The organism is Neobacillus sp. DFD-2R (assembly GCF_057747865.1).
In genome coordinates, this window is record NZ_CM173228.1 from 400485 (window position 1) to 425748 (window position 25264).

General features: G+C 42.0%; 21 protein-coding genes. 20 read left to right on the forward strand and 1 reads right to left on the reverse strand.

Annotated elements, in window-relative coordinates; translation table 11 throughout:
* Positions 1–159: 159 nt before the first annotated feature.
* From AC3ANV_RS01975 to AC3ANV_RS02015, 9 genes are all read left to right on the forward strand, one after another.
* On the forward strand, positions 160–1341 hold the full coding sequence (locus tag AC3ANV_RS01975; RefSeq protein WP_488312016.1) for an NAD(P)-dependent malic enzyme: 1182 nt from the start codon (positions 160–162) through the stop codon (positions 1339–1341).
* Between the two features lie 21 nt (positions 1342–1362).
* Positions 1363–2409, forward strand: coding sequence for a [citrate (pro-3S)-lyase] ligase (gene citC, locus AC3ANV_RS01980; RefSeq protein WP_488312017.1), 1047 nt, complete (start codon positions 1363–1365; stop codon positions 2407–2409).
* A 17-nt stretch (positions 2410–2426) separates the two neighbouring features.
* The gene (gene citD / locus AC3ANV_RS01985) at positions 2427–2741 is read left to right on the forward strand and encodes a citrate lyase acyl carrier protein (RefSeq protein ID WP_488312018.1); all 315 of its coding nucleotides are present in this window, start codon (positions 2427–2429) and stop codon (positions 2739–2741) included.
* On the forward strand, positions 2742–3638 hold the full coding sequence (gene citE, locus AC3ANV_RS01990; RefSeq protein ID WP_488312019.1) for a citrate (pro-3S)-lyase subunit beta: 897 nt from the start codon (positions 2742–2744) through the stop codon (positions 3636–3638).
* Positions 3638–5188, forward strand: coding sequence for a citrate lyase subunit alpha (gene citF, locus AC3ANV_RS01995; protein ID WP_488312020.1), 1551 nt, complete (start codon positions 3638–3640; stop codon positions 5186–5188). The genes citE and citF overlap by 1 nt, the downstream gene beginning before the upstream one ends.
* Before the next feature lie 2 nt (positions 5189–5190).
* Positions 5191–5691, forward strand: coding sequence for a citrate lyase holo-[acyl-carrier protein] synthase (gene citX / locus AC3ANV_RS02000; protein WP_488312021.1), 501 nt, complete (start codon positions 5191–5193; stop codon positions 5689–5691).
* Positions 5692–5864: 173 nt separating this feature from the next.
* Positions 5865–6728, forward strand: a complete 864-nt coding sequence (citG, locus tag AC3ANV_RS02005) for a triphosphoribosyl-dephospho-CoA synthase CitG (RefSeq protein ID WP_488312022.1) — start codon at positions 5865–5867, stop codon at positions 6726–6728.
* 1600 nt (positions 6729–8328) lie between these two features.
* A complete protein-coding gene (locus AC3ANV_RS02010) occupies positions 8329–9000 on the forward strand; it encodes a Dph6-related ATP pyrophosphatase (RefSeq protein WP_488312023.1) in 672 nt (223 codons plus the stop codon).
* Between the two features lie 134 nt (positions 9001–9134).
* A complete protein-coding gene (locus tag AC3ANV_RS02015) occupies positions 9135–9659 on the forward strand; it encodes a type 1 glutamine amidotransferase domain-containing protein (protein ID WP_488312024.1) in 525 nt (174 codons plus the stop codon).
* A gap of 292 nt (positions 9660–9951) precedes the next feature.
* Here AC3ANV_RS02015 and AC3ANV_RS02020 read toward each other — a convergent pair whose 3' ends face one another.
* Positions 9952–10971, reverse strand: a complete 1020-nt coding sequence (locus AC3ANV_RS02020; RefSeq protein ID WP_488312025.1) for a LacI family DNA-binding transcriptional regulator — start codon at positions 10969–10971, stop codon at positions 9952–9954.
* Between the two features lie 460 nt (positions 10972–11431).
* On the opposite strand from AC3ANV_RS02020, the gene AC3ANV_RS02025 reads away from it, so the two are divergent.
* The 11 genes from AC3ANV_RS02025 (at position 11432) to manA (ending at position 25249) form a co-directional block, all read left to right on the forward strand.
* Positions 11432–12757, forward strand: a complete 1326-nt coding sequence (locus AC3ANV_RS02025; RefSeq protein ID WP_488312026.1) for an extracellular solute-binding protein — start codon at positions 11432–11434, stop codon at positions 12755–12757.
* Positions 12757–13635, forward strand: a complete 879-nt coding sequence (locus tag AC3ANV_RS02030; RefSeq protein WP_488312027.1) for a carbohydrate ABC transporter permease — start codon at positions 12757–12759, stop codon at positions 13633–13635. Before AC3ANV_RS02025 ends, AC3ANV_RS02030 begins: the two co-directional genes overlap by 1 nt.
* Complete coding sequence (locus AC3ANV_RS02035; protein ID WP_488312028.1) at positions 13622–14452, forward strand: carbohydrate ABC transporter permease; 831 nt, start codon at positions 13622–13624, stop codon at positions 14450–14452. The genes AC3ANV_RS02030 and AC3ANV_RS02035 overlap by 14 nt, the downstream gene beginning before the upstream one ends.
* 219 nt (positions 14453–14671) lie before the next feature.
* A complete protein-coding gene (locus AC3ANV_RS02040; protein WP_488312029.1) occupies positions 14672–16267 on the forward strand; it encodes an alpha-glucosidase in 1596 nt (531 codons plus the stop codon).
* Complete coding sequence (locus AC3ANV_RS02045; protein WP_488312030.1) at positions 16264–17208, forward strand: MTP-1 family protein; 945 nt, start codon at positions 16264–16266, stop codon at positions 17206–17208. The genes AC3ANV_RS02040 and AC3ANV_RS02045 overlap by 4 nt, the downstream gene beginning before the upstream one ends.
* Positions 17209–17222: 14 nt before the next feature.
* On the forward strand, positions 17223–18287 hold the full coding sequence (locus AC3ANV_RS02050) for a BtaManbiosPhlase (RefSeq protein WP_488312031.1): 1065 nt from the start codon (positions 17223–17225) through the stop codon (positions 18285–18287).
* Positions 18288–18519: 232 nt separating this feature from the next.
* Positions 18520–21042 carry a beta-mannosidase gene (locus AC3ANV_RS02055; RefSeq protein WP_488312032.1) on the forward strand — a complete coding sequence of 841 codons (2523 nt, stop codon included), beginning with the start codon at positions 18520–18522 and terminating at the stop codon, positions 21040–21042.
* A 5-nt stretch (positions 21043–21047) separates the two neighbouring features.
* Positions 21048–22040 (forward strand): zinc-dependent alcohol dehydrogenase family protein, encoded by a 993-nt coding sequence (locus AC3ANV_RS02060; RefSeq protein WP_488312033.1) that lies wholly within the window; start codon positions 21048–21050, stop codon positions 22038–22040.
* A 27-nt stretch (positions 22041–22067) separates the two neighbouring features.
* A complete protein-coding gene (locus AC3ANV_RS02065) occupies positions 22068–23300 on the forward strand; it encodes an MFS transporter (protein WP_488312034.1) in 1233 nt (410 codons plus the stop codon).
* Positions 23301–23416: 116 nt separating this feature from the next.
* A complete protein-coding gene (locus AC3ANV_RS02070; protein WP_488312035.1) occupies positions 23417–24280 on the forward strand; it encodes an ROK family protein in 864 nt (287 codons plus the stop codon).
* 24 nt (positions 24281–24304) lie between these two features.
* Positions 24305–25249, forward strand: a complete 945-nt coding sequence (manA, locus tag AC3ANV_RS02075) for a mannose-6-phosphate isomerase, class I (protein WP_488312036.1) — start codon at positions 24305–24307, stop codon at positions 25247–25249.
* Positions 25250–25264 lie beyond the last annotated feature (15 nt).

The window sequence follows — 25264 nt, forward strand, 5'->3', positions numbered from 1 at the left end:
AAATAAACTTATTATCGCTTATTTTTATAATCTATATCTATTAAATTATATGCGTTAGTATAAATTATACTTGAAAAATTAGTAAGAGGTAACTTGAACTTTATTAACAAAATTTTGAAGGAGGTATTTATTGAACGAAGCGTTCAATAGAAAAACAAAATGACTATTAAAGAAAAAGCCTTGCAACTACATAGGAAAAATAACGGGAAATTAGAGATTACCAGAAAAGTAGAGTTGAATACGAAAGAGGATTTATCTCTCATTTATACTCCGGGGGTCGCGGAACCTTGCAAAGAGATCGATAAAGATAATAATAATGCTTATCTTTATACGATGAAAGGAACAACCGTGGCCATGATTACCAATAGTACAGCTGTTTTGGGTCTGGGAAGTATTAGTCCGGTGGCAGGCTTACCGGTACTGGAAGGGAAAGCATTGCTCCTCAAGGAATTTGGTGATGTGAACGCTTTTCCTATCTGTTTGGACAGTCATGATCCTGATGAAATTGTTAAAACAATTCAAATGATCGCTTCCGGGTTCGGCGGAATCCATCTGGAGGATATTAAAGCACCGGAATGTTTTTATATTGAAAATCAATTAAAAGAGAAATTGGATATCCCGGTATATCATGATGATCAGCACGGAACAGCAGTTGCTGTTTTAGCAGGGTTATATAATTCAGCTAAAATTCTTAATAAGCCGTTAGACGAACTTAAGATTGTGATCAACGGAGCCGGCGCATCGGGAATTGCCATTGCCCGAATCCTTTTGGCTGCAGGTGCCAAGCATATTGTGTTAAGTGATATCAACGGAGCGATCGTTGAAGGGGACATCATGCTCAATGATGCACAAATGGAAATTTCCCAATACACCAATCGGGAATTTGAAACAGGCCAACTCGAAGACATTATCAAAAATAAAGATGTTTTTATCGGTGTATCAGTAGAAAATGTCCTCACTCGGGAAATGGTCCAAACCATGAATCAGGACAGCGTTATCTTTGCACTGGCAAACCCGGTTCCTGAAATTATGCCGGATGTAGCAAAAGCAGGCGGCGCAAGAATCATTGCAACCGGCCGGTCGGATTTCCCGAATCAAATCAATAATTTACTGGTTTTTCCGGGAATCCTTAAAGGTGCCCTCGAAGTGAGAGCCCAAGATATCACGGATGAAATGAAGCTGGCAGCTGCCAAGGCCATTGCTAATCTTGTGACAGAAAAAGAACTTAACGAAAACTATATTATCCCGGATGCCTTTGATATGAGAGTGAGTGAGTCTGTTGCCAATGCGGTGAAACAGGTTGCTGAGTTCTCTGGAATTGCCAAATTAGTTACCATATAACAAACAATGGAGAGTCTGAGAATGTGGTATGACAATTTGAGTGAACAGATCATAAACCTTCATTTGAAAGCAGAAAGAGCTCAACTCGAGGAATTCTTGAAAAAGCAACATTTATCTCTGGATCGGGATGTTGAATATACAATCGCCTTTTTTGACAGGGGGAAGATCGTAGCTACAGGGTCCCTTGGAGGGAGAATTTTAAAATGTATTGCCGTAGATGCAGAATACCAGAATATGTGTTTGTCAGGGAAACTTGTCACCCGTCTTATCCGCGAGGCTTATTCAAGGGGAAAGACGCATCTTTTTATCTATACAAAGCCGGAAAACAAGAGGATATTCAGAGGCCTGGGCTTTTATCCCATTGCCGAGGTTCCGTCAAAGGTTGTTCTGATGGAGAACAGGCCTGCGGGGATTAAAAACTATTTAAAAGAAATCATCCCGGATAAAAGTTGCACTAGTGGTTCAGGGGCTGTCATCGTCAATTGCAATCCATTTACTTTGGGCCATCAGTACCTGATTGAGTACGCAGCGTCCAGATGTCAAACGCTCCATCTCTTTGTTCTACAGGAGGACAAGTCAAGTTTTCCGGCTGAAATTCGATACAGGCTTGTAAAAGAAGGAGTTAAACATTTGGACAATGTGGTTCTTCATCTGGGAAAGGACTATATCATATCTGATGCAACCTTCCCATCCTACTTTATCAAAGAGTTCCGGGATACGGCAGAAACCCATGCCAGGCTGGACTTAGAGCTATTCACAAGCTATATTGCTCCGGCTCTTGGAATTCAAAAAAGATTTGTTGGTGAGGAACCCTACTGCAAGGTTACAGCAACCTATAACTCGGTCATGGAGGAGATTCTCCCTGCCAAGGGTATAGAGGTTCAGGTAGTTCCGAGGATGTTGCAGGAAGGGCAGCCGATCAGTGCTTCCCGAGTACGGAAGCTGATCCATGAAGGTAAGCTCCGTGATGTGAAGAAGCTGGTTCCCGAAACAACGTATCAATTTCTTTTATCACCTGAGGCAGAGAGGATTATCCAGCGGATTCAGGCAGATCATAAAAGACATTAATAGGAGGTTGATGAAAAATGTTGATGTTGCCGGAAAAATTAAAGATTTTGGATGCAGGAATTGCCGGAACGCTTGAGTCAAGCGATATTACCATTCAAATTGAAAAGAATGAAGGTAATGGAATCGAACTTGAACTCAAAAGCACTGTTGAAAATCAGTTTGGCAAACAAATCAAAAAGGTCATTCTAGAGACGTTACTCGAGTTAGGGGTCGAGAATGCATTTGTCCTGGCTAATGATAAAGGGGCTTTAGATTGTACCATCCGGGCCAGAGTTCGGACAGCCGTGAGCAGGGCTGCCCATCAAAATTGTTTTCCATGGGAGGTGAAGTAGGTGGGCCGGCTGAGAAGAAGTATGTTGTATGTACCGGGGAACAATCCGGGGATGATCAGGGACGCTCATATTTATGGAGCGGACGCCATCATGTTTGACTTGGAGGATTCAGTTTCTCTCAATGAAAAAGACGCAGCAAGATTTTTAGTCTATGAAGCTCTGAAAACGTGCGATTTCGGACAAACGGAGGTCCTCGTGCGCGTCAATGGCTTAAATACACCTTATGGCAGAGATGATTTTGAGACAATCGTCAGAGCAAAACCGGATGCGATCCGTCTGCCCAAAACGGAAACACCTGAGGATGTACAGGAAGCGGATGCATTAATTACGCAAATAGAAAAGCAAATTGGCTTAAAACAAGGAACCATCAAGCTCATGGCGGCAATTGAAAGTGCTTTGGGAGTCATTAATGCCTATAAAATTGCAACGGCGAGTTCGCGGCTAATCGGTATCGCGATTGGGGCTGAGGATTTTGTAACCGACCTGAAAACGACAAGGTCTCCTGATGGAATTGAATTACTGGCTGCAAGGAGCCAAATCCTCTTTGCTGCACGGGCTGCAGGGATTGACGCCCTGGATACTGTTTTTTCTGATGTGGATGATGAAGAAGGATTTATCCGTGAAGTCAAACTTATTAAACAATTAGGGTTTGATGGAAAATCGCTCATTAATCCCCGGCAAATTACGATTGTGCATGACCTCTATACACCGACAGAAGATGAAAGGATGAAATCCATTCAGGTGATCGAAGCGGCGAAGGAAGCGGAGGAAAAAGGATCGGGTGTCATAAGTCTGAACGGAAAAATGATTGACAAGCCGATCGTCGAAAGAGCACGTAGGGTACTCGAATTAGCTGAGGCTGTAAATAGAGTAAGTGTTGAGGAGATGTGGCCATAATGTTTAATACAATTGGACGAAAAATACCGGAAGAGATTTACGGACTCGGAGCTTTACGACTATTTGAGTCGGGAGGACTGGTGAAAAATACACAGAAATCCAAAGATCGCCAAAGAAACCCTGAACGGAATAAAATCCTTGATTCTCTTGAAACAGCCATCCGGGAAACAGGTTTAAAAGATGGCATGACGATTTCCTTCCACCATCATTTCCGAAATGGAGATTATGTCGTTAATATGGTGATGAATACTATAGCCGGAATGGGGATTAAGGACCTCGTTTTAGCACCGAGTTCCCTCTCAAGTATCCATGCGCCATTGATTGATCATATCAAAAATGGAGTCATTCGGAGGATTGAGACCAGCGGATTAAGAGGTGAATTGGCTGAGGCCATTTCGAACGGCTTAATGGACGTTCCAATCGTTATCAATTCCCATGGCGGAAGAGCCAGGGCGATAGCCTCAGGAGAATTAGCGATTGATGTTACCTTTTTAGGCGTACCCTCTTGTGATCCCGCCGGCAATGCAAATGGATATTTCAGGGGAAACACCGTACTTTCCGAATGCGGTTCGTTGGGATATGCCAAGGTTGATGCCCAGTATGCTCAAAAAGTTGTTTTAATCACAGATAATTTGGTCGAGTATCCGAATATACCCTTCGCTATTCCTGAATCTCAGGTCGATTATATCGTGGTGGTGGATTCCATCGGTGATCCAAAAGGGATCATGTCGGGTGCAACCAGGTATACCAAGAATCCTAAAGATCTGTTAATCGCTCAGAATGCAGCTGATGTTATCGCCGCTTCAGGCTATTTCGAAGACGGATTTTCATTGCAAACAGGCTCAGGCGGAGCTTCTCTGGCTGCGACAAGGTTTTTAAGAGAAAAGATGATTGAAAGAAACATTAAAGCGAGCTTCGCATTGGGCGGGATTACCGGCCAGATTGTTTCTCTCCATGAGGAAGGACTTATTAGAAGATTACTGGATGTCCAAGGCTTTGATCTCAAAGCGGACGAATCTCTTAAAAATAACCGGTATCACCAACAGATTGATGCGGAGTACTATGCAAGCCCCGATAATCCGGGAAGTGCAGTGAATCAATTGGATATTTCGGTTTTAAGTGCATTAGAAATCGATATCGATTTTAACGTGAATGTCATTACCGGATCCGACGGTGTCATTCGCGGCGCTTCCGGTGGACACTGTGATTCGGCTGCAGGAGCAGCTGCGGCTATTATTGTCGCTCCCCTTATCAGGGGCAGAATGCCAACCATTCTTGACAGGGTCCATACGGTAGTCACCCCGGGCTGTTCCATTGATGTATTGGTTACCGACCAAGGGATTGCCGTTAATCCCCGAAGGCAGGATTTATATCATAATCTTAGAAAAGCAAACCTGCCGGTCATGTCCATTGAACAGCTCAAGGCAAAAGCAAATAAAATTGTCGGAATGCCTGAACCGATCAAGGTGGAGGATAAAATTATCGGGGTGGTTAAGTATAGGGATGGCTCGGTGATCGATGTGATTCACCAGGTTAAGAAGGAGTCTTGAAAATGATGGCAATCCGTGAAATAACGCTTGAGCAATTATTAGAGGCTCGCGAGCATAGAGCTGCCTATCAGAAGGAATTAATCGGGAAATTCAGGCTGCCTTTCGTATCGTTCACAGTAAACATACCCGGTCCAAGCAAAAAAACACCGGACAGTTGCATCATTTTTCGTGAGGGTTGCGATGCACTGGTGAAAAAACTAAAGGAGACCGGCTGTCCATTGGAATATTTCGAAGTCAACGAGCCTGATACGGGATATGAGGCATACTTTGTTGTTAAAACTGCTGAACGGTCTTTAAAAGCTCAGATGCTTCAGATTGAGAACGAGCATCCACTGGGCCGGCTGTTTGATCTTGATGTCATCGGGGCGGATGGAAGCCCGATCTCCAGGGAGGACTTAGGTCATTCAAAACGGAAATGCCTACTCTGTGAACAAGATGCCCATAGTTGCGGACGGAGCAGACGGCATACAATAGAGGAACTGCATCAAAGATTCGAAGTATGATAGAGGCTATTTAAAGATTGTAATCTAAGTTAGATCATAAGACCAAACTACGATAAGCTTCCTGGACAAACGTTCCCCCAAGTCACATCCGGGGTCGGAATCGCAGGTTTTTATCGGGTTTGGTTATTCTTTTTGGTGAAATCGGTATGATAGAAGGGAGAAATTTGTTAACTATGGATAAACAGTGGATACAAACGATTTCACAAAAAGCGCTGCGTGCTTTACTTTATGAGGTTTCTGCCAGCCCCAAACCCGGGCTTGTAGACAGGTTTAACCAGGGGGCACATGCGGATATGGACTTCTTTACCTTTATGGCAAGCAGTGCTGCACTGAGTCATTATTTCGATGACTGTGCCGCGGAAGGCGTAAAATACGCGGGACAAAATCCTGAAGAACTGTTTAAAGTCTTAAGAAACCTTGGGATTGATGCTGAAAAGGCAATGTTTAAGGCGACGGGCGGTGTGAATACCCATAAAGGCCTGATTTTTTCCTTAGGAATTATCTGTGCGGCAGCTTCATGCTGCATGATGGAAAATGAAGTCAAGAATGTGGATGCGGATACCATCTGTGCAAAAGTTTCCCTAATGACACGGGGTTTATGTAGGAAGGAACTGGCTTTCTTGAACAAGTCGGAAGGTCTTACTTACGGTGAAAAACTGTATCAGAAATATGGACTTAGAGGAATACGCGGAGAAGTGGAAGGCGGTTTTCCTACGGTACGGAATTCCGCTCTTCCTGTGCTAAAGAAGCTAAAACGTTTGAAGACCATACATATCAATGATAGTTTGGTGCAAGTCCTTCTTTATCTAATGGCGGTAAACGAAGATACCAATATCGTTGCAAGACATGATTTAGAAACGTTGGAATATGTTCACCGCTATGCAAAGCGGGTACTGGAATCGGGCGGTATGCTAACCTCGAAAGGCGAGCAGATGGTCTATGAAATGGACAGGGAATTCATCCGGAGAAATATCAGTCCGGGAGGATCAGCTGATCTTCTTGCCGTAACCGTTATGTTTGATCTTTTGGCAGAATGAGTAAAAATATATTATGGTAAACCGTACCAAATAGGTGCGGTTTTTATATTCATTCCCCATATATTTTATGGCTGGAACTTGCATGCAGGTCTCCTTCTCATTCTGTCAGGAGAAGAAGAAAAAAGCGTGAGCGAGTCTGAAGGTGGGTCTCATTCAAACAAGGGAAGGCGAAAAAAGCCTTAGCCTGTCTGAATGCGGGTCTCATTCGGACAAGGGAAGGGGAAAAAAGCTTAAGTCTGTCTGAATGCGGGTCTCATTCGGACAAGGAAAGGAGAAAAAAGCTTAAGTCTGTCTGAATGCGGGTCTGATTCGGACAAGAGAAGGAGAAAAAAGCCTAAGTCTGTCTGAATGCGGGTCTCATTCAGACAAGGGAAGGAGAAAAAAGCTTAAGTCTGTCTGAATGCGGGTCTCATTCGGACAAGGGAAGGGGAAAAAAGCTTAAGTCTGTCTGAATGCGGGTCTCATTCGGACAAGGGAAGGAGAAAAAAGCTTAAGTCTGTCTGAATGCGGGTCTCATTCGGACAAGGGAAGGAGAAAAAAGCTTAAGTCTGTCTGAATGCGGGTCTCATTCGGACAAGGGAAGGGGAAAAAAGCTTAGCCTGTCTGAATGCGGTTCTCATTCGGACAAGGGAAGGGAAAAAAAGCTTAAGTCTGTCTGAATGCGGGTCTCATTCGGACAAGGCAAGGCAAAAAAGGCGAAAGCCTGTCTGAATGCGGGTCTCATTCGGACAAGGGAAGGGAAAAAAAGCTTAAGTCTGTCTGAATGCGGGTCTCATTCGGACAAGGCAAGGCAAAAAAGGCGAAAGCCTGTCTGAATGCGGGTCTCATTCGGACAAGGGAAGGGAAAAAAAGCTTAAGTCTGTCTGAATGCGGGTCTCATTCGGACAAGGCAAGGCAAAAAAGGCGAAAGCCAGTCTGAAAGCGGGTCTCATTCGGACAAGGGAAGGAGAAAAAAGCTTAAGTCTGTCTGAAAGCGGGTCTCATTCGGACAAGGGAAGGGAAAAAAAGCTTAAGTCTGTCTGAAAGCGGGTCTCATTCGGACAAGGGAAGGAGAAAAAAGCTTAAGTCTGTCTGAATGCGGGTCTCATTCGGACAAGGGAAGGAGAAAAAAGCTTAAGTCTGTCTGAATGCGGGTCTCATTCGGACAAGGGAAGGAGAAAAAAGCTTAAGTCTGTCTGAATGCGGGTCTCATTCGGACAAGGGAAGGAGAAAAAGGCTTAAGTCTGTCTGAATGCGGGCCTCATTCGGACAAGGGAAGAAGAAAAAAGCTTAAGTCAGTCTGAATGCAAGACTCATTCAGACAAGGCGAGGCAAAATGCAACGACAGCTGACCGAAAAAGGCTCGAGAATCGTAAAGCAATGGACGGTAAAAATAAAAATATTAATTATATCGAGGATTTTCACAGCTACCTGGAAGAGGACACAAGAATAAACAGATAGCTAAAGGGGTCCAACTAAAAGACCCATCAAAATGGATTAGGGTAGGTTGATTATTTAGAAGCCAGTAAGGGGTTAAGTTAGTAACTGTTAAAAATATTCGATAAAATTAGATTACGATAATCATAAGATCATTGTAAAAATATTAGGGAGGAAGAGTAATTTGAAACGGGTTGTTATTTCTTGGAGTGGCGGAAAGGATTGCTGTATGTGTTTAGACAGAGTGATCCAACAAGGTTACCAAATTGTGGGATTAATTACCATGGTTTCTGATGTTTTTAGGAGAACATGTGCTCATGGTATTCCGATAGATGTTGTAAAAATGCAAGCTGAGGCATTACAAATACCTATCACTTTTATAAATTCTACGCCTGATTACGAAAATCAATTGGTAAACGCTCTTATAGACATGAAGGAAAATCAAAATGTCGATACGGTAATTTTCGGATCCCTTTATGTAGAGACAGACCGACAGTGGAATGAACAAGCTGCTGCGAAAGCAGGACTTCATTCGGAATTCCCCCTTTGGATTCGTTCAGAAGAAGTAAGTAAGTTAGCCGAAGAATGGTTACAATTAGGGTATAAGGCCGTTATTTGTAGGGTGAAAGATGGTTTTTTAGACAAGTCTTGGGTAGGGGAAAATCTAAATTCTAATTTTTTCTCTCACGCTATCCATTCGGATATTTGCCCGATGGGGGAAATGGGGGAATTTCATACATTTGTTCTTGATGGCCCCTTATTTAAAAAGAGCTTAGAAGTGACTCATTCTGATACTGTATTAAACAGCGGTCTCTGGTCATTAGATATTAAAGGGACAAAATTAGCAGCGAAATGATTTTCCCAAATGGAGGCGCTATTGTTAGATATAGCAAATAGGCTATTCACTCATAGATTTACTTAACCTTTTTTATTTTTCTTTTACAATTATGTATTAATTAGAGGATCAAACTGAGAGGGAAGTGTGCGTACATGCGATTAAGAGGAAAGAAAATTATTAGCCTGGTGCATCACGAGTTTGAAGATTTAGAGCTTTGGTACCCCATTCTTAGACTTCAGGAGGAAGGTGCGGTTGTCCATCTGGCAGGAGAAAAGGCCAATGAGAAATACATTGGAAAATACGGCGTACCGGCGCAATCCGAGCTTGCTTACAGTGATGTTCAAGCTGAAGATTATGATGCGATTTTAGTCCCGGGAGGATGGGCGCCTGATAAAATCCGCCGCTTTCCTGAAGTGCTTTCCCTGATTCAGCAGATGAATGCCGGCGAAAAGCCGATTGGCCAAATTTGTCATGCAGGCTGGGTGCTGATTTCTGCGAAAATCCTTCAGGGGAAAAAAGTAACCAGTACGCCCGGTATTAAGGATGATATGGAAAATGCGGGTGCCATTTGGTATGACGAACCGGTAGTGACAGACGGTCACCTTGTCTCAAGCCGCCGTCCGCCCGATCTGCCCGACTATTTAAGGGAATTTATTCATGTACTAGAACAAAAATAGTTATATGTATGGCATTTTAGGGAGAGAAATCTCCCTTTTTTGGTTGCTTTTTTTACCCGTATTCGGACAGGTCAATCAGGAAATCGCCTGTGGGAGTCCGAATGCGAGCCTTATTTTGAAAGGCCGAGCAGGAAAAGAATGGCTTGGAAACTTCAAGCCATTCTTTAAGTGTATTTTAATGCGGTTTCATCGGTGAAAAGCTTGTGTTTAATGGTGAGATTCCACCTGCGTTTTACAGTTTTGCACCCCGCAAGTGAACCCGTTATTTTGGTAAAGGTAGGCTGTTTTTATGCTAACTCTTTCTCTCCGCAGTAGACTCTCTAATAATTAACTTGGTGGGTAACAGGATTTCATGTATCGGTTCTTCTTTATGATGGATTCTCCAGCAAAGCTGCTCTACTGCTTTTCTGCCAAAGTAGTTTAAATCGATATCCATTGTTGTGATCATAGGTGTCGAAATTTGTGACAATTGTCCGTTGTCAAAATTACACACAGATACCTCTTCGGGTACTTTAAAGCCTTTTTGCTGTAAAACGGAAGTGACGAGGAAACCATGTCCATCGTTTACACAAAACCAGGCGGTAGGTCTTGTCCGGAGCGTTTCAAAGAACATCGTGATTTCATCCATCGTTTCCTTAGCATCTGAAAAGATAAATTCCTGATTTGGTTGAATACCATATTTTTTTAAGGCAAGCAAATAACCCTCTAATCTTTCTTGATAGCTTGGAGAAAAAGTTACATCCCCGACAAAGGCAATGTCCTGATGTCCAAGTTGGATTAAGTGTTCGACAGCTTTATAGGCACCAAAGCGGTTATTCGTTAGTATCGAATCCGCTTGCAAATAGGGTGAATGATGATCGATTAAGACAGTAGGAATGCCCGTATCGATAATTTTTGCAATATAAGCTGTACTGATATGAGATAAAATTAAAATTCCATCGATTTCATGATTGGATAACAAGGCAGGCAGAATTAAATTCCTTTTTGAATCATTATTAATCGATTCAATAAATAGATTCATGCCGCGATGTCTTAGTTCTTTTTCGATACTTAAATAAATCTCCCCAAAAAAGCTTTTTAGCGAAAAGGCATACTCAGAGGCGATTAACGCAATGTTTTTTGGAGCCTTTTTTTCCACTTGTTTTTGTTTACGGCTTGTTTGGTATTGATACCCTAATTCATCCGCAGCTTTTTCAACAAGCCTCCTTGTCTCTTCGCTAACCCCTGGCTTTCCGGACAATGCTTGAGAAACAGAGTTTTTCGAGATCTTTAGTCGATCCGCTATATCCTGCATTGACACTTTCTTTTCCATATATAAAATTTCTCCCTTAAATTTAAGTGAAACTGAATTTATTGTAATTACATTGTAACGTTACAAAGGAGATATTACAATAGTGGATCAAAGAATAATCAAGTTAAGACTCTATTAGATTTGTAAATTTTTTATAAAATAATGTTTGACATTACAAAAAAGAGGTGTGATAATGATGTTGTAATGTTAATGACAACATTACAAAGAACAACTTGTAATTTAATATCATTTTGGGAATGAGGGATCTACTGCGAGTTGACCATTTTAACAGCTATACATCTTTTTATTTTACTTTTTTTTGAAAGACAATGATAGCGCTAACAACAATTTGGTTCATGACATCAATGGAAATCCGCTTTTTTCAACTGGAATAATAGTTTTATAGAATAACTTTTCATTTTATCATTACATTTTCATTTGTAAGGTAGGGAAATGATATTAATAATTGGAGGGAAATAGGATGAAAATAAAAAAAGCGGCATCCGTATTGTTTGCTGCATCACTTACTCTTGGCGGACTTGCTGCCTGCTCTACAGGTAATAGTGATGCAAAAACGGCCAGTTCTAGCAATGGGGTAACAACGATTGAATTCTGGGCAGCTCCAAACCCGACACAGCAAGTGTATTGGAAGGAAATTGCAGCTGAATTTACGAAAGAAAATCCAAAGATTAAAGTTAATGTCAGTCCAATGAAGGAAAGTCCGACATCTGAAGCCAGTATTCAATCGGCGATTGCCGGCGGAAGTGCACCGACGATGTCTGAGAATATTAACCGTGGTTTTGCCGCTCAATTAGCTGATAGTAAAGCACTTGTTCCATTAGATCAGTTAGATGGATGGGATAAAGTAAAGCAAAGCCGTAATATGGAAAACACGATGAAGGGCTGGCAATTTGCCGACGGTCATCAATATGTATTACCTATCTACTCCAACGCTATGTTGTTTGGCTGGAGACTTGACATCTTAAAACAGCTTGGCTATAACGAGCCGCCAAAAACATATAGTGACATGCTGGATGTGGCGAAGAAATTAAAAGCAAAATTCCCTGACAAGTATGTGTGGGCAAAAGCGGATCTTGCAGACCCGACTGCTTGGAAAAGATGGTTTGACTTCTTTATGTTATATGATGCAGCATCCAATGGAAATAAATTTGTTGAGGGCAGTAAGTTCACAGGAGATGAAAAAGCCGGAGAACAGGTTCTTGGCTTTGTGAATGACCTTCGTAAAGATAATGCTTTATTAACAAGACAGGCCAAAGATCCGTTTGAATCCGGATTAGGTATTTTCGTAGATGTTGGACCTTGGACGATCCCATACTGGGCAGATAAATTCCCGAGCATGAAATATAACGAAACGTATACATTAACACCGCCTCCGGTTCCAGATGGTACGGATACATCAAAGGTTAAAACGTTTGCTGATACAAAAGGTTTAGTTATCTACGCTTCTGCGACTAAAGATCAACAAAAAGCAGCAATGAAATTTATTCAATGGGTCTATTCCAATCCGAAAAACGACTTAACATGGCTTGAAAAAACAAGCTTACCACCAGCACGTGATGATTTAACAACTAACGATACATTTAAGGCGTTCTTTGATAAAAATCCGGCATTACAACCGTATGCGGCTGCCGTTCCAAATGCGATTCCGCCAATGGATAACGCAAAATATAACGATCTTCAAACATTCATCGGCCAACAGGCATTCAATCCGGTTGTTAAGGGTGAAAAAGATCCGAAAGCTGCATGGACTGATATGCAGAAGGCCATTGAGGGGGCTCTCAAATAATGGGAACGAAACAAGGGAGGTTGGGCTGGCTTTTTGCCAGTCCTTATCTTATATATGGGCTCGTTTTCTTTCTAATTCCGCTTGTTTGGTCACTTTTCTTATCGTTTACGGATTGGAATTTAATCTCGCCAACCTTTAATTTTAAAGGTTTTGCCAATTATATTGCGGCTTTTCAGAGTCCGGGTGTACAGGCGGCATTTTTCGTTACCTTTAAGTTTATGGCTGTATTTGTTCCTTTGGTTATTGCATCCTCGATTATTGTTGCCTTAATCATTCATGGATTACCGAAATTTAAAGGACTGTTTTTAATCGGATTTTTCCTTCCGTATTTAGCATCAGGGGTTGTTTCGTCGTTAATCGTAAAAGGAATCTTATCCTACAACAGCCCGGTGAATGAATTTTTACGAAAATCACTTGGCATCGATATCGACTGGCTTGGAAAACCATTTGCCGCCCTGTTTGTTGTTGCCTTGATTATTGCTTGGAAATTTACGGGGTATTACGCATTGATTTTAACGTCAGGGTTCGAAAGCATTAGCCAGGAGGTTTATGAAGCGGCGATGATCGATGGAGTAAATCCTTGGCAGCGTTTTTGGAAAATTACCTTCCCGCTTCTTTATCCCGCGTTGTATACGGTGTTAATTTTAGCGATCGGTGTGACGTTTGGAATTTTTACAGAGGTTTATCAATTAACCGGCGGGGGACCGAATTTTGCCACTAATACATGGCAAATGGAGATTTTCACCCGTGCCTTTACCAATCTGCAAGCAGGTTATGCTTCGGCAGTGGCCATTATTGCTTCAATCGTGACATTTATTTCAATCTTCATCATTCGAAAACTCTTAGAAATGTGGGGGAAACGAAATGGTTGGGTCTAAGAAAAAAGGATTATTGCTCAGGTACATCCTTGCGATTGTTCTCTTACTGATTATGATTTTTCCCTATATTTATATGGTGCTAAGTTCCTTTGCTGTTTGGGATCAAGTCGATAAAAAACTCATTCCCACTCATTTTAGCCTGAAATCGTATCAATGGCTGTTGGGTGGAGGCGAAGCAGTGATTCCAAGGCCATGGATTCATGCCTTTTTTAACAGCTTCCTTGTCTCGGCGGGTTCAACGCTGTTAATGATGGTCACCGGGGTCATGGTTGCTTATTCACTGGCAAAAATCCCGTTTAAGGGAAGAGATACCGTTAACAATTTTATTTTATTTCAAATGTTTTTTCCCGCTATTATCCTGTTAATTCCAACTTTTCTCGTTATTCAACGGATTGGAATGTATGACTCTTATTGGGGCATGATTTTGCCGAAGGCACTAAGTTTATGGGCAGTGTTTATGTATACCAACTTTTTCAAAGCGATACCGGATACGTTTATTGAAGCCGCAAAATTAGATGGTGCCAATGATTTGCAAATCATGTTCAAAGTTGTTTTACCGATGTCAAAATCGATTAGTACCGTTATTTTCTTGTTCCTGTTTATGGAAAGATGGACTGAATTGTTATGGGATATGTTAGTGACGAAGAGTGATGGCATGTTAACGCTGAATGTCTTGTTATCACAGATGTTCGGTCCATATGGAGGCTATCCTGGCCCAATGTATGCAGCATCCGTGTTGTTAACCTTACCGATCATTATTATTTTCTTGATCTTCTCAAAGAAATTCCAAGAAGGTATGCAGTTTACGCTTAAATAACGGCTCGTTTTTGAGAATCTGGCTAGAGAATTGTGAACTTTACGGAATTGATTGTGAACTCCGCGGGATTCGGACAAAAATCGGCGGAATTCAGCCTGATTCTTGCGGAATAAATGGTGAAATCGGCGGAAATCTTACTAAAGTTTGCGGAATTAGGAAAATGGAACTTACTAATTAGGGAATCAGTCTAAATAATCAAAGCTGGGAGTCCTAAATAAGATGACGAAATGGTGGAAACAAGCGGTTTTTTATGAAATTTATATGCCGAGCTTTAAGGACGGAACCGGTGATGGAATCGGTGATTTTGCCGGGATCACCTCAAAGCTCGATTATTTAAAGGAATTAGGGGTTGAAGGGATATGGCTGACTCCCTTTTATTCATCACCAAAGGTCGATAACGGCTATGATATTGCCGATTATTATGATATTGATCCTGATTATGGAACAATGGCAGATTTTGATTTGTTTATCAAAGAAGCTCATCAACGGGGAATTCGGGTCATTGCTGATTTGGTACTGAACCACACCTCATCAGAGCACCCATGGTTTCAAGAGTCCAAATCAGCAAAGGATCATCCGAAACGTGATTGGTATATCTGGAGAGATGAACCAAATAATTGGGAATCCTTCTTTGGCGGCTCGGCATGGGAATATGATGCGTTAACCAACCAATATTATTACCATGCCTTTGCCAAGGAACAGGTGGATTTAAATTGGGCAAATCCTGAAGTAAAAGCTGCCATGTTCGAGGTCATGAAATTTTGGCTCGACAAGGGAGTCGATGGCTTCCGGCTTGATGTGATCAATTTTTTAAAGGTAAATGATACGTTTCAGGATAATCCTTTTGATGATAAAAACGAACAACACCATTTATATGATAAAGACCAAGAAGGAATTTTAACGATTATTGAAGAAATTGCCGCTTTTGTACATCAATATCCTGATAAATTTCTTGTTGGCGAGGTGGGCTCCGAGGAACTGGATATCCTGAAGCGGTATTCGGGCAAGGAACTGTTGGATGTTGTCTTTAATTTTAATATTGGAAGTATTGGAGAGTTTGATGTTGATCGGCTCTTTAGAGGATTAGTAGAAACAGAGCAGGCTTATTCTCGAGAGCAGTTTCCGACTTTGTTCTTTTCAAGTCATGATATGTCGCGATATATTTCACGATTTGGCGGTAATGAGGAGCGGGCGAAGCTGATTGCAACCTTAATGCTGACAGCGAAGGGTGTTCCGTTCATATATTATGGCGATGAAATTGGCATGAATGATTGGATTACGGATGACATTACAAAAATGAAGGATGTTCAAGGCTTGATGGGGTATAAGCTGGCGCTAGAAGCGGGTAAAGCCAATGAAGATGCCGTAGTAAGCGCCAATGAAAAAAGCCGGGATAAGTCGCGGACGCCGATGCAATGGAATTCTGATACGAATGTTGGTTTTTCGGAAGGGCAGCCCTGGATAACGATTCCGAATGAAGCCTATGGTGTTAATGTTGCAGACCAGCAAAGTGACCCTGATTCGATGCTTTCTTTTTATAAAAGCTTGTTGAAGCTGCGGAAGGAACACTCTGCATTGCGGTTAGGGGAGTACCGGATTTTAGGGAATGAAGATGGACTGGTCTACTTCATGAGAGCAGATGATGTTGAAAAAATATGGGTTGTAGTGAACTTTACTGATCAATCAAGAAGGTTTGAGTTTAGTACGGATGTGAAATGGCTGCTGTCAACAAAGAGAACGTCCGTTGAGGGTGGAAAAATGCTAACGATTTTAGCAAATGACGCCATTATTTTAAAGGAGGATTCGGGAAAATGACCGTTTTAACGAAAGGGAATGTAAAAACATGTGAACAGCTTTTAGCGGACTTCGCTTCAAAAGCAAAACCGGCCAACCCTGAAAAAATTGTCTTCACAGGTATTGGTGAACAGGATGTCTATAATATTTCCGCACCGTTTGAGGATGAAGGGGAGCTTGTCATTGCAGGAAGAGTCGAGTCCCGTGAAAGTGAGCATTCCAATGTTTACTTCTTTGTTAAGCGCAATGGCGAGTGGGTCCCGCGGGCAGGTTCCCCTGTGTTTGAATTGCAGGATCCTTTTTTTACAAAGGTTGCTGGAGAATTAGTCCTTGGCGGAGTTCAGATTTTTCCCCATCCAACACTTGAAGGAGCACTTGGCTGGCGAACTGTCTTCTACAAAGGTACTTCCATTTCGGACTTGCGGGAATTTGCTAAGGGGCCCGACGGTATGAAAGACCTTCGTCTTGTTGAATTAAAGGATGGAAGCATCGGCGTATTAACACGGCCACAGGGTGAAAAAGGCGGTCGTGGGAAAATCGGCTGGACTCGTATCGCTTCATTATCAGAATTGACGATTGAGGTGATTAATGAAGCACCGTTGCTTGAGGGGCAGTTTATTGAGGATGAGTGGGGCGGCGCAAACGAGGCGCATCTGCTGGCAAATGGTCTAGTCGGTATTTTAGGACATGTGGCATCTTTTGATAAGGAAGGAAATCGTCATTACTATCCAATGGTATTTGTGTTAAATCCTGAAACTGGTGAATTTTCCGATATCGAGTTAATTGCGACAAGAAGCCAGTTCTTGCCTGGCCCATCGAAGCGGCCGGACTTAATGGATGTCGTGTTTAGCGGCGGCTTGGTTCGAAAATCAGTTGGCACAGCCGATTTATATTCGGGGATAAGTGATGCAGAAGCGCAAAAAATTACGATTAAAGATCCATTTTTAAAATACGAACAATAAAGGGAGAAATCAAAATGAACGTATATAGATATGAAGAAAACCCATTAGTCACTCCTGCAGATGTAAAGCCGCATCGCTCTGATTTTGAAGTCATTGGTGCCTTTAATGCAGGGGTTACGACCTTTAACGATGAAATTATTATGCTTCTTCGTGTAGCAGAGCGGCCAATTAGTGAAGACCCTAATATCGTGAAAGCACCGATTTATAATCCGCAAACAAATGAACTGGAGATATTGGAATTTCGTTTAGATGATCCTTCATACGATTTTTCTGATCCGCGGGTGATTCGTAAATCAGGAGAAACACAAGGTTTTACGTATTTAACGTCTTTATCGTATTTACGTATTGCGCGGAGCAAAGATGGTCACCGTTTTACTATTGATGACCAGCCTTTTGTTTACCCATCCAATGAATTAGAGATCTTTGGGATTGAAGACCCGCGGATTACTCAAATAGAAGATACGTATTATATCTATTTTAGTGCGGTTTCACCGGTAGGTGTCGGTGAAACGATGGTTTCTACCAAAGACTTTGTCACAACCGAGCATCATGGAATGATTTTTGCACCCGAAAATAAAGACGTCTTAATTTTTCCTGAAAAAATAAATGGAAAATATTATGCGATCCACCGTCCTGTTCCGAAAAGTGTGGGGGAGCCGGAAATGTGGATTGCTGAATCTACTAATCTATTACACTGGGGAAATCATAAACATTTACTAGGTTTGCGTTCGGGTATGTGGGACAGTGCCCGGATGGGCGGAGGAGCCGTTCCGTTTAAAACGGAAAAAGGCTGGCTCGAGCTTTATCACGGTGCGACCACGGATCACCGCTATTGTATGGGAGCTGTTTTACTGGATTTAGAGAATCCAACGAAGGTTATTGCCCGTTCAGACAAACCGATTTTAGAGCCTGAAGCTGCCTATGAAGTTGAAGGGTTTTTTGGTAATGTTGTCTTTTCTTGCGGTGCTGTTGTGGAAGGCGATGTTGTCAAAATGTTCTATGGTGTTGCCGATACCTCAATGGCTTGTGCTGAATTAAGCCTGCAAGAAATCCTGGATTCGTTGACGTATAGTAAATAAGGAACTTTTGTAGTGCCAAAATCATGTTTGCGATTTTGGCCTTTGCTTTTATTTTTTGAAAATATGGTTGCTTTCAGCTGACTAATGATGAACTTGGCAGAATTAAATGCGAACTTCGCTGAATTCGTGCAAAAATTGGCGGAAATAGCTTTGAACTCCGCGGAGTGAGGTAGAAAGTTTGCGGAATTCCGCTGATAAGACAAAACTTTTTAAGAAGGCGGGTGACGTTTCAATGAAACTGAATGAAAACTGGAAAATACGACAATTTGATGTAGGGGCAGCGCGTGACCTTGAAGTGGCGTCTCCTGAGTATATTGATTATTTTTGGATGACAGCTGCTGTACCCGGTGATGTTCATTCCACCTTGATTGACAGGAAACTGATCGAAGATCCCTTTTACGGACATAATGATTTGAAATGCCAGTGGATAGAGGAAAAGGTATGGTGGTACCGGAACACATTTGCGTTCCATGATGACCCCAAAAAAGAAGATCGATATGAGTTGATTTTTGAGGGACTTGATACGTTTGCGACGGTTTACCTAAACGGTGTTGAGCTGGGTTCAACTGAGAATATGTTTATTGCCCATACCTTTGACGTCACGCGGGAGCTGCGAAAAGGAAAAAATACGCTGGCAGTTAAATTTGATCCGATCCATCTTCATGTAAAGGACAAAGTTCAATATTACTGGTCCGGTTTTAGTAAAAAACGGATCTGGACGCGGAAAGCTCAAAGTCATTATGGCTGGGATTGGGGTCCGCGCTTAGTGGCTGCAGGAATTTGGAAGGAGGTCCATTTACAGAAAAGGACCTTTGCTAAACTCGATTCTGTCTTTGCTAAAACGATCTCCATTTCACCTGATCAGGCAATTGTCGAAGTGAATCTTGAAATCGAAACGTATCAAAAAGATAAAGAATATGAGGCAGCTATCAGTCTATCTTATGGAGAAGAAAGTTTTTCAACTAAAGTAGAAATCAACCGTAAAAAAGCAACCGCTACAATAGCGGTGACCAATCCAAAGCTATGGTGGACACATGATATTGGGACGCCGCATCTTTATCGACTTTCCATCGAATTGTTTGCTGACGGTGTAAGGATTGATGAGCAACAGGAAAGCTTGGGAATCCGCACGATTGAAGTACAACGAACAGATGAAGCGGGAGATCCTTGTTTTACCTTTGTCCTAAATGGGGAAAAGGTATTTGCGAAGGGTGCCAACTGGATTCCGATTGATAGTTTCATAGGGGCTGTGCCGGATTCCCGGTACAAGCATTTAATCAGGATGTCTAAAGACGCCAATATGAATATGCTCAGGGTCTGGGGCGGAGGCATCTATGAAAAAGATGTGTTCTATGAAGAGTGTAATCGTCTTGGAATCTTGGTTTGGCAGGACTTTATGTTCTCATGCGCCTTGTATCCGGATTACAATAAAAACTTTATGGCTAACGTCAGAGAAGAAGTGGTCCATGTTGTGAAACGGCTGCGTAATCATCCTTGCTTGGCGATCTGGTGCGGTAACAATGAGAATGATTGGCTATATGAAGCGTTGTTTTCTTCAGGTGAAATTACGCATCCTTTTTACGGTGAAAAAATATACCATGAATTAATGCCTGAAATAGTAGAAGAACTCGACCCAACGCGGCTGTTTTGGCCAAGCTCTCCTTTTGGGGGGAATGACCACAACTCCAGGGAACAGGGTGACACGCATAATTGGCAGGTTTGGCACGGTAATATTGAGCCACGGACATTTGGCGAACCGCAGAAAGTGGATTACAGCGTCGATGGTCTTTCTTTTAAAAATTTTAAAAATGATACCACGCTCTTTGCCAGTGAGTTTGGCATGCATGCTTCCTCAAACCGCTATACGTTAGAGCGAAATATCCCTAAGGATCAATTTTTTTGGGGAAGCGAAGAGATGGCGTACCGCAATAAAGATATCCATCATCCAAAGGGAATTTTGTTAATGGAAGGCTACACGGGAGTTCCGAGGAATTTGGATGAGTACATTTCCTATTCGATGCTAACGCAGGCAGAAGGATTAAAGTTTGGCATCGAACATTATCGCCGCAATAAACCGCACACAAGCGGGGCGTTATTTTGGCAGCTAAATGACTGCTGGCCCGGTACGAGCTGGTCGGTTATCGATTATTACTTATTGCCAAAGGCTTCCTATCATTATGCAAGAAAATTCTATAGTCCGATTCTATTAACGATTGATCATGAGCCGGGAAAAGAGATTAAGCTTTGGGTTGTCAATGATCGATTAGAGACCTATCAGGATGAAATGGAGCTTGCTGTATATGGTTTTAACGGCGAAAAAGTATTTTCTAAGCATTGGATGGTTACAGTCCAGGCTAATGCGGCTGAACAAGTAGATGTAGTTCTCGAAAAAGATGCTTTAAATGGACTTCCTCCTGAAGAGGCTGTTATGGTTATTCGCTCAAAAAATAATAAAACCTATGAAAATATTTATTATTTCCGCGACCACAAGGATTTGAAGCTTCCCGATTCGGAATTAACCGTTTCCGTTCACCAAGAAAGCAATGAGCTGAGGGTTTCTACTAATGGACTGGCGAGAATGGTAACAATTGAAATCGATAGCGAGCAGCTGGTGATTGAGGATAATTTCTTCGATTTGCCGGCAAATGGGACAAAAAGGATTAAAGTTGAGCAAGCTGAGGGGAAAGAAATCCCTTGGGAATCGCTGCGAGTAAAGGCGATCAACAGTGTAAAAACGATTGTAGCGGAGGGATGATGAGGATGAAAGCGGCAGTTTTACAAGGAACAAAGCAAATTGAAGTGGTGGATTGGCAAAATCCATCACCATCGCCTGATGAGGTAATTGTTAGGGTAAAAAGCTGTGGAATTTGTGGAACCGATCAGCATATTTATCATGGACAACCGGGTTCCGCCGAGGTTCATCCACCTATTGTTCTTGGGCATGAATTAGCTGGAGAAATTGTCGAAGTGGGGGCGGAAGTTTCAAACGTACAAAAAGGCGACCGTGTTTCGATTGATCCCAACATTTATTGCGGAGCCTGCAAGTATTGCCGCAGCAACCGGGCTCATTTATGCAATGATTTGCAGGCGGTAGGTGTTACAAGAGATGGCGGCATGAGCGAGTATTGCAGAGTACCGGCTGCTAATTGTTACAAGATTCCGGAGCATATGACATTTGAAGAGGCGGCGCTTGTGGAGCCGTTAGGCTGTGTACTGCATGGTTTTAAAAAAATTCACTTATCGCCCTTAAGTAAGGTACTAATCATTGGCGGCGGATTTATCGGACAATTATTTTTACAATTGGTAAAACATCAAAACGTTCATTCTATCGTTGTCAGTGAACCTACAGAGAACAAAAGGGAGCTTCTTTACCAGCTGGGGGCCGATGAGGTGATCCATCCGATGAATGCTGCACATCTTGAGGCAGATGTTGTGATTGAATGTGCGGGAAGGCCGGAAAGTATGGAACTTGCCGTTAAATCTGCGGCAAAAGGCGGTCAGGTATTACTCTTTGGAGTTGCTGCACCAGAAACATCTATTTCTGTTTCACCATTTGAAATTTTTTCGAAGGAGCTAACTATTAAAGGTTCCTTTATAAATCCATATACGCATGAAGAGGCGATCTCGCTGATTGCCAAAAAGGCCGTGGAAGTACAGTCGCTTATTTCACATCGGTTTTCCATTGAGGAACTGCCAGCGGCTATGGCCAACTATCCTCACCTAAATGTTTCCAAATGTATTATTATCCACTAGTTGGCCTTTATAAAAGGAGAAAAAATAATGTTTGCTATTTTTAAATCTTTTTCCACGGAATTAAAGTTTTATTTACTCATGAATACCTTTTTCTGTTTTGGAGGGGCTTTGTCCGGAGTTTTTCAAAGTGTATTCTTATGGAAAATGGATAAAACCTATTCATTGCTGGCTTACTACAGCTTGTATTGGTCCGTTTCAATTATCATTTGTTTTGTGCTTTGTTCGTGGATAGCAAGGAAGACAAGCCCGATGATTACAATGCGATTAGGTTTTGTTTTTTATTTGATCACTTATTTAATCATCCTTATTTTTCATGACACCTTACGTGATCATATGATGCTGCTCGGCGGCACAAACGGTTTGGCAATGAGCCTGTATTATGTCGGAGTCCATATGGCCGTTTTAGATTTAACCACCAATGATAAGCGCGATCAATTTCTTTATATTCAAGGAATTTTAAATACCATCGGAGGAGTCGTCGCTCCGCTTTTAGCCGGCACGATGATTTCGCAATTCCATGGAATGACTGGATATTATATTGTTTTTATCGCGACATGTTTTTTCTTTTTCATTACTTTTTTAGTTTCTTTAAAAGTAAAAGGGGAACCAATTGCTCTTAAAAGCTATTTTTGGGATGTAGTAAGGCATCCAACACATGAATGGAAAAAGATGTACTCTGTAATGTTTGCCGATGGGATTGTTTCGGGCGTTTACTCGACGTTTTTAATTACGATGATTACGTTCAAAGTAGCCGGTGGAGAAATGAACCTTGGTGTTTTTAATACAGGCGCTGAAATTGTTTCTATTCTTGCCTTTGTTGTGCTCGCCAAGTTTTCCAATCCTGATTATCGGATTGCTATTTTTGCTCTCGGATCGGTTAGTATTTTACTAGGATCTGTCTTACTATCGGTGTTGCCGGTTTTAATTTCGCTCGTTATTTTTGGAATCATTCAACCGGTTGCATCCAATATGATTAATACCTCCATGAATGCGATGATTTATGCGTCAATTGAAAAAGACCCTCAGTACAAAGAAAAACGTTTGGATTATATCATTATTCGTGAGATTCCACTTGGTTTGGGTAGAATCATCGGTGTTTTCCTGTTTTTAGCTATGAGAAAATACTTTGATATTGATCGGCTTCTACCTGTTTCGTTTAGCATCTTTCCGATTGTGTACGTGTTAATGGTTCCCTCTTTATATTTTGTTTGGAAAAAACCGAAAAGGCTGTCAAAGGTAATGAATAATCTAGACACTTAATTGCTGATTTCGGATGTCGGGATTAGTTGATAGAATATTTAATAAAAATTTCATCAACTAAATACCGGAGAAAATGGTAAAATATTTTAATAACTTAAACATGGAGGGATTTGCAGATGTTAGGAGCAATCGAAGCAGGCGGGACAAAGTTTGTTTGTGCGGTTGGAGATGAAAGCGGAAAAATTATTGAACGAGTTCAGTTTCCAACAATCGTACCTGAGGAAACCATTCCAAAGGTAATCGAATTTTTTGGAAAATATCCGGTGAAAGCGATTGGGATTGGTTCGTTCGGACCGATCGATGTGAACAAGGAAAGCCCGACCTACGGTAATATTACTTCCACACCGAAACCGGGCTGGAAGGATTACCCGTTTGTACAAGTATTAAAAGAGGATTTTTCTGTTCCCATTGGTTTTAATACGGATGTCAATGCTGCAGCGCTGGGAGAAGCTACACTTGGAGCGGCTAAAGGCTTGGATAGTTGCTTGTACATAACTGTCGGTACCGGGATTGGAGCAGGTGCAATCGTTCAGGGGAAACTTCTTCAAGGACTAACACATCCTGAAATGGGACATATTCTTGTAAGACGCCATCCAAATGATGCATATGAAGGAAAGTGCCCGTATCATCATGATTGCCTGGAGGGGCTTGCTGCCGGTCCGGCGATTGAAGACCGCTGGGGTGAAAAAGGGTTTCATTTGGTTGAACGAGCTGAAGTTTGGGATTTGGAAGGATATTATATTGCACAGGCACTCATGCAGTATATTTTGATTCTTTCACCGAAAAGGATTATCCTTGGTGGTGGCGTTATGAAGCAGGAACAAGTATTTTCTTCTATCTATAAGTATTTGCCGGAACTCCTTAACAATTATGTGGTGCTGCCTGAGCTTGCTACTTATATTGTCAGTCCCGGCCTAGGTGATGATGCGGGGATTACGGGAGCCCTTCTGCTTGCACACCGGGCATTTCAAGAGAATTAAATCGTTTTGCTGGAGGTAAATAAATTGCAGCCATTATTTTTAAAACCGGTTTTTAAGGAAAGAATTTGGGGCGGAACAGCATTACAAAAGGAATTTGGATACGATATTCCATCCGATCAGACCGGGGAATGCTGGGCCATTTCCGCCCATCCGAATGGACCGTCTATTGTGAAGGATGGACCATATGCGGGTATGGCTTTAGACGAGCTGTGGCGAGAGCATCCGGAGTTATTTGGAAATCCGAAAGAAGCGGTTTTTCCATTATTAACGAAGATTTTAGATGCGAATATGGATTTATCGGTACAGGTGCACCCTGATGATTCGTATGCGATGATCAATGAAAATGGAGAGTTAGGGAAGACGGAATGCTGGTATATCATTGACTGCAAAGAAGATGCCGATATGATTTTCGGCCACAATGCGAAGACAAAGGAAGAATTGGTCGAGCAAATGAATGCCGGGAAATGGAATGAATTACTCCGCAGAGTGAAAATCAAGCCGGGCGACTTTTTCTATGTGCCAAGTGGCACTATCCACGCCTTATGTGAAGGAACGTTAGTTTTAGAAACGCAGCAAAGCTCCGATACAACCTACCGGGTGTACGATTACGACCGCAGGGATGCGGAAGGGAATTTGCGAGCACTTCACTTGGAAAAAGCGATTGATGTTACCACCGTGCCGCATCAGGATGCTGTGAATATTCCTACTGTTCGGGAGAAAGAAAATTTGGCCGTTACTACGTTTGTGGAATCGGCGTTTTTCTCCGTTTATAAATGGGATGTGAGCGGAAAGTCTTCGTTTGCCTATCATGATCATTATTTGCTTCTCAGCGTCATTAAGGGTGAGGGAACCCTTGTTCATAACGGTGTGAAGTATGGATTGGGAAAAGGGACTCATCTTATCATTCCTGTGGGTATGGGAGAATTTGAAATCGATGGGGAATGTGAATTGATTGTTTCTCATACGTAATGAAAGAACCAAAAA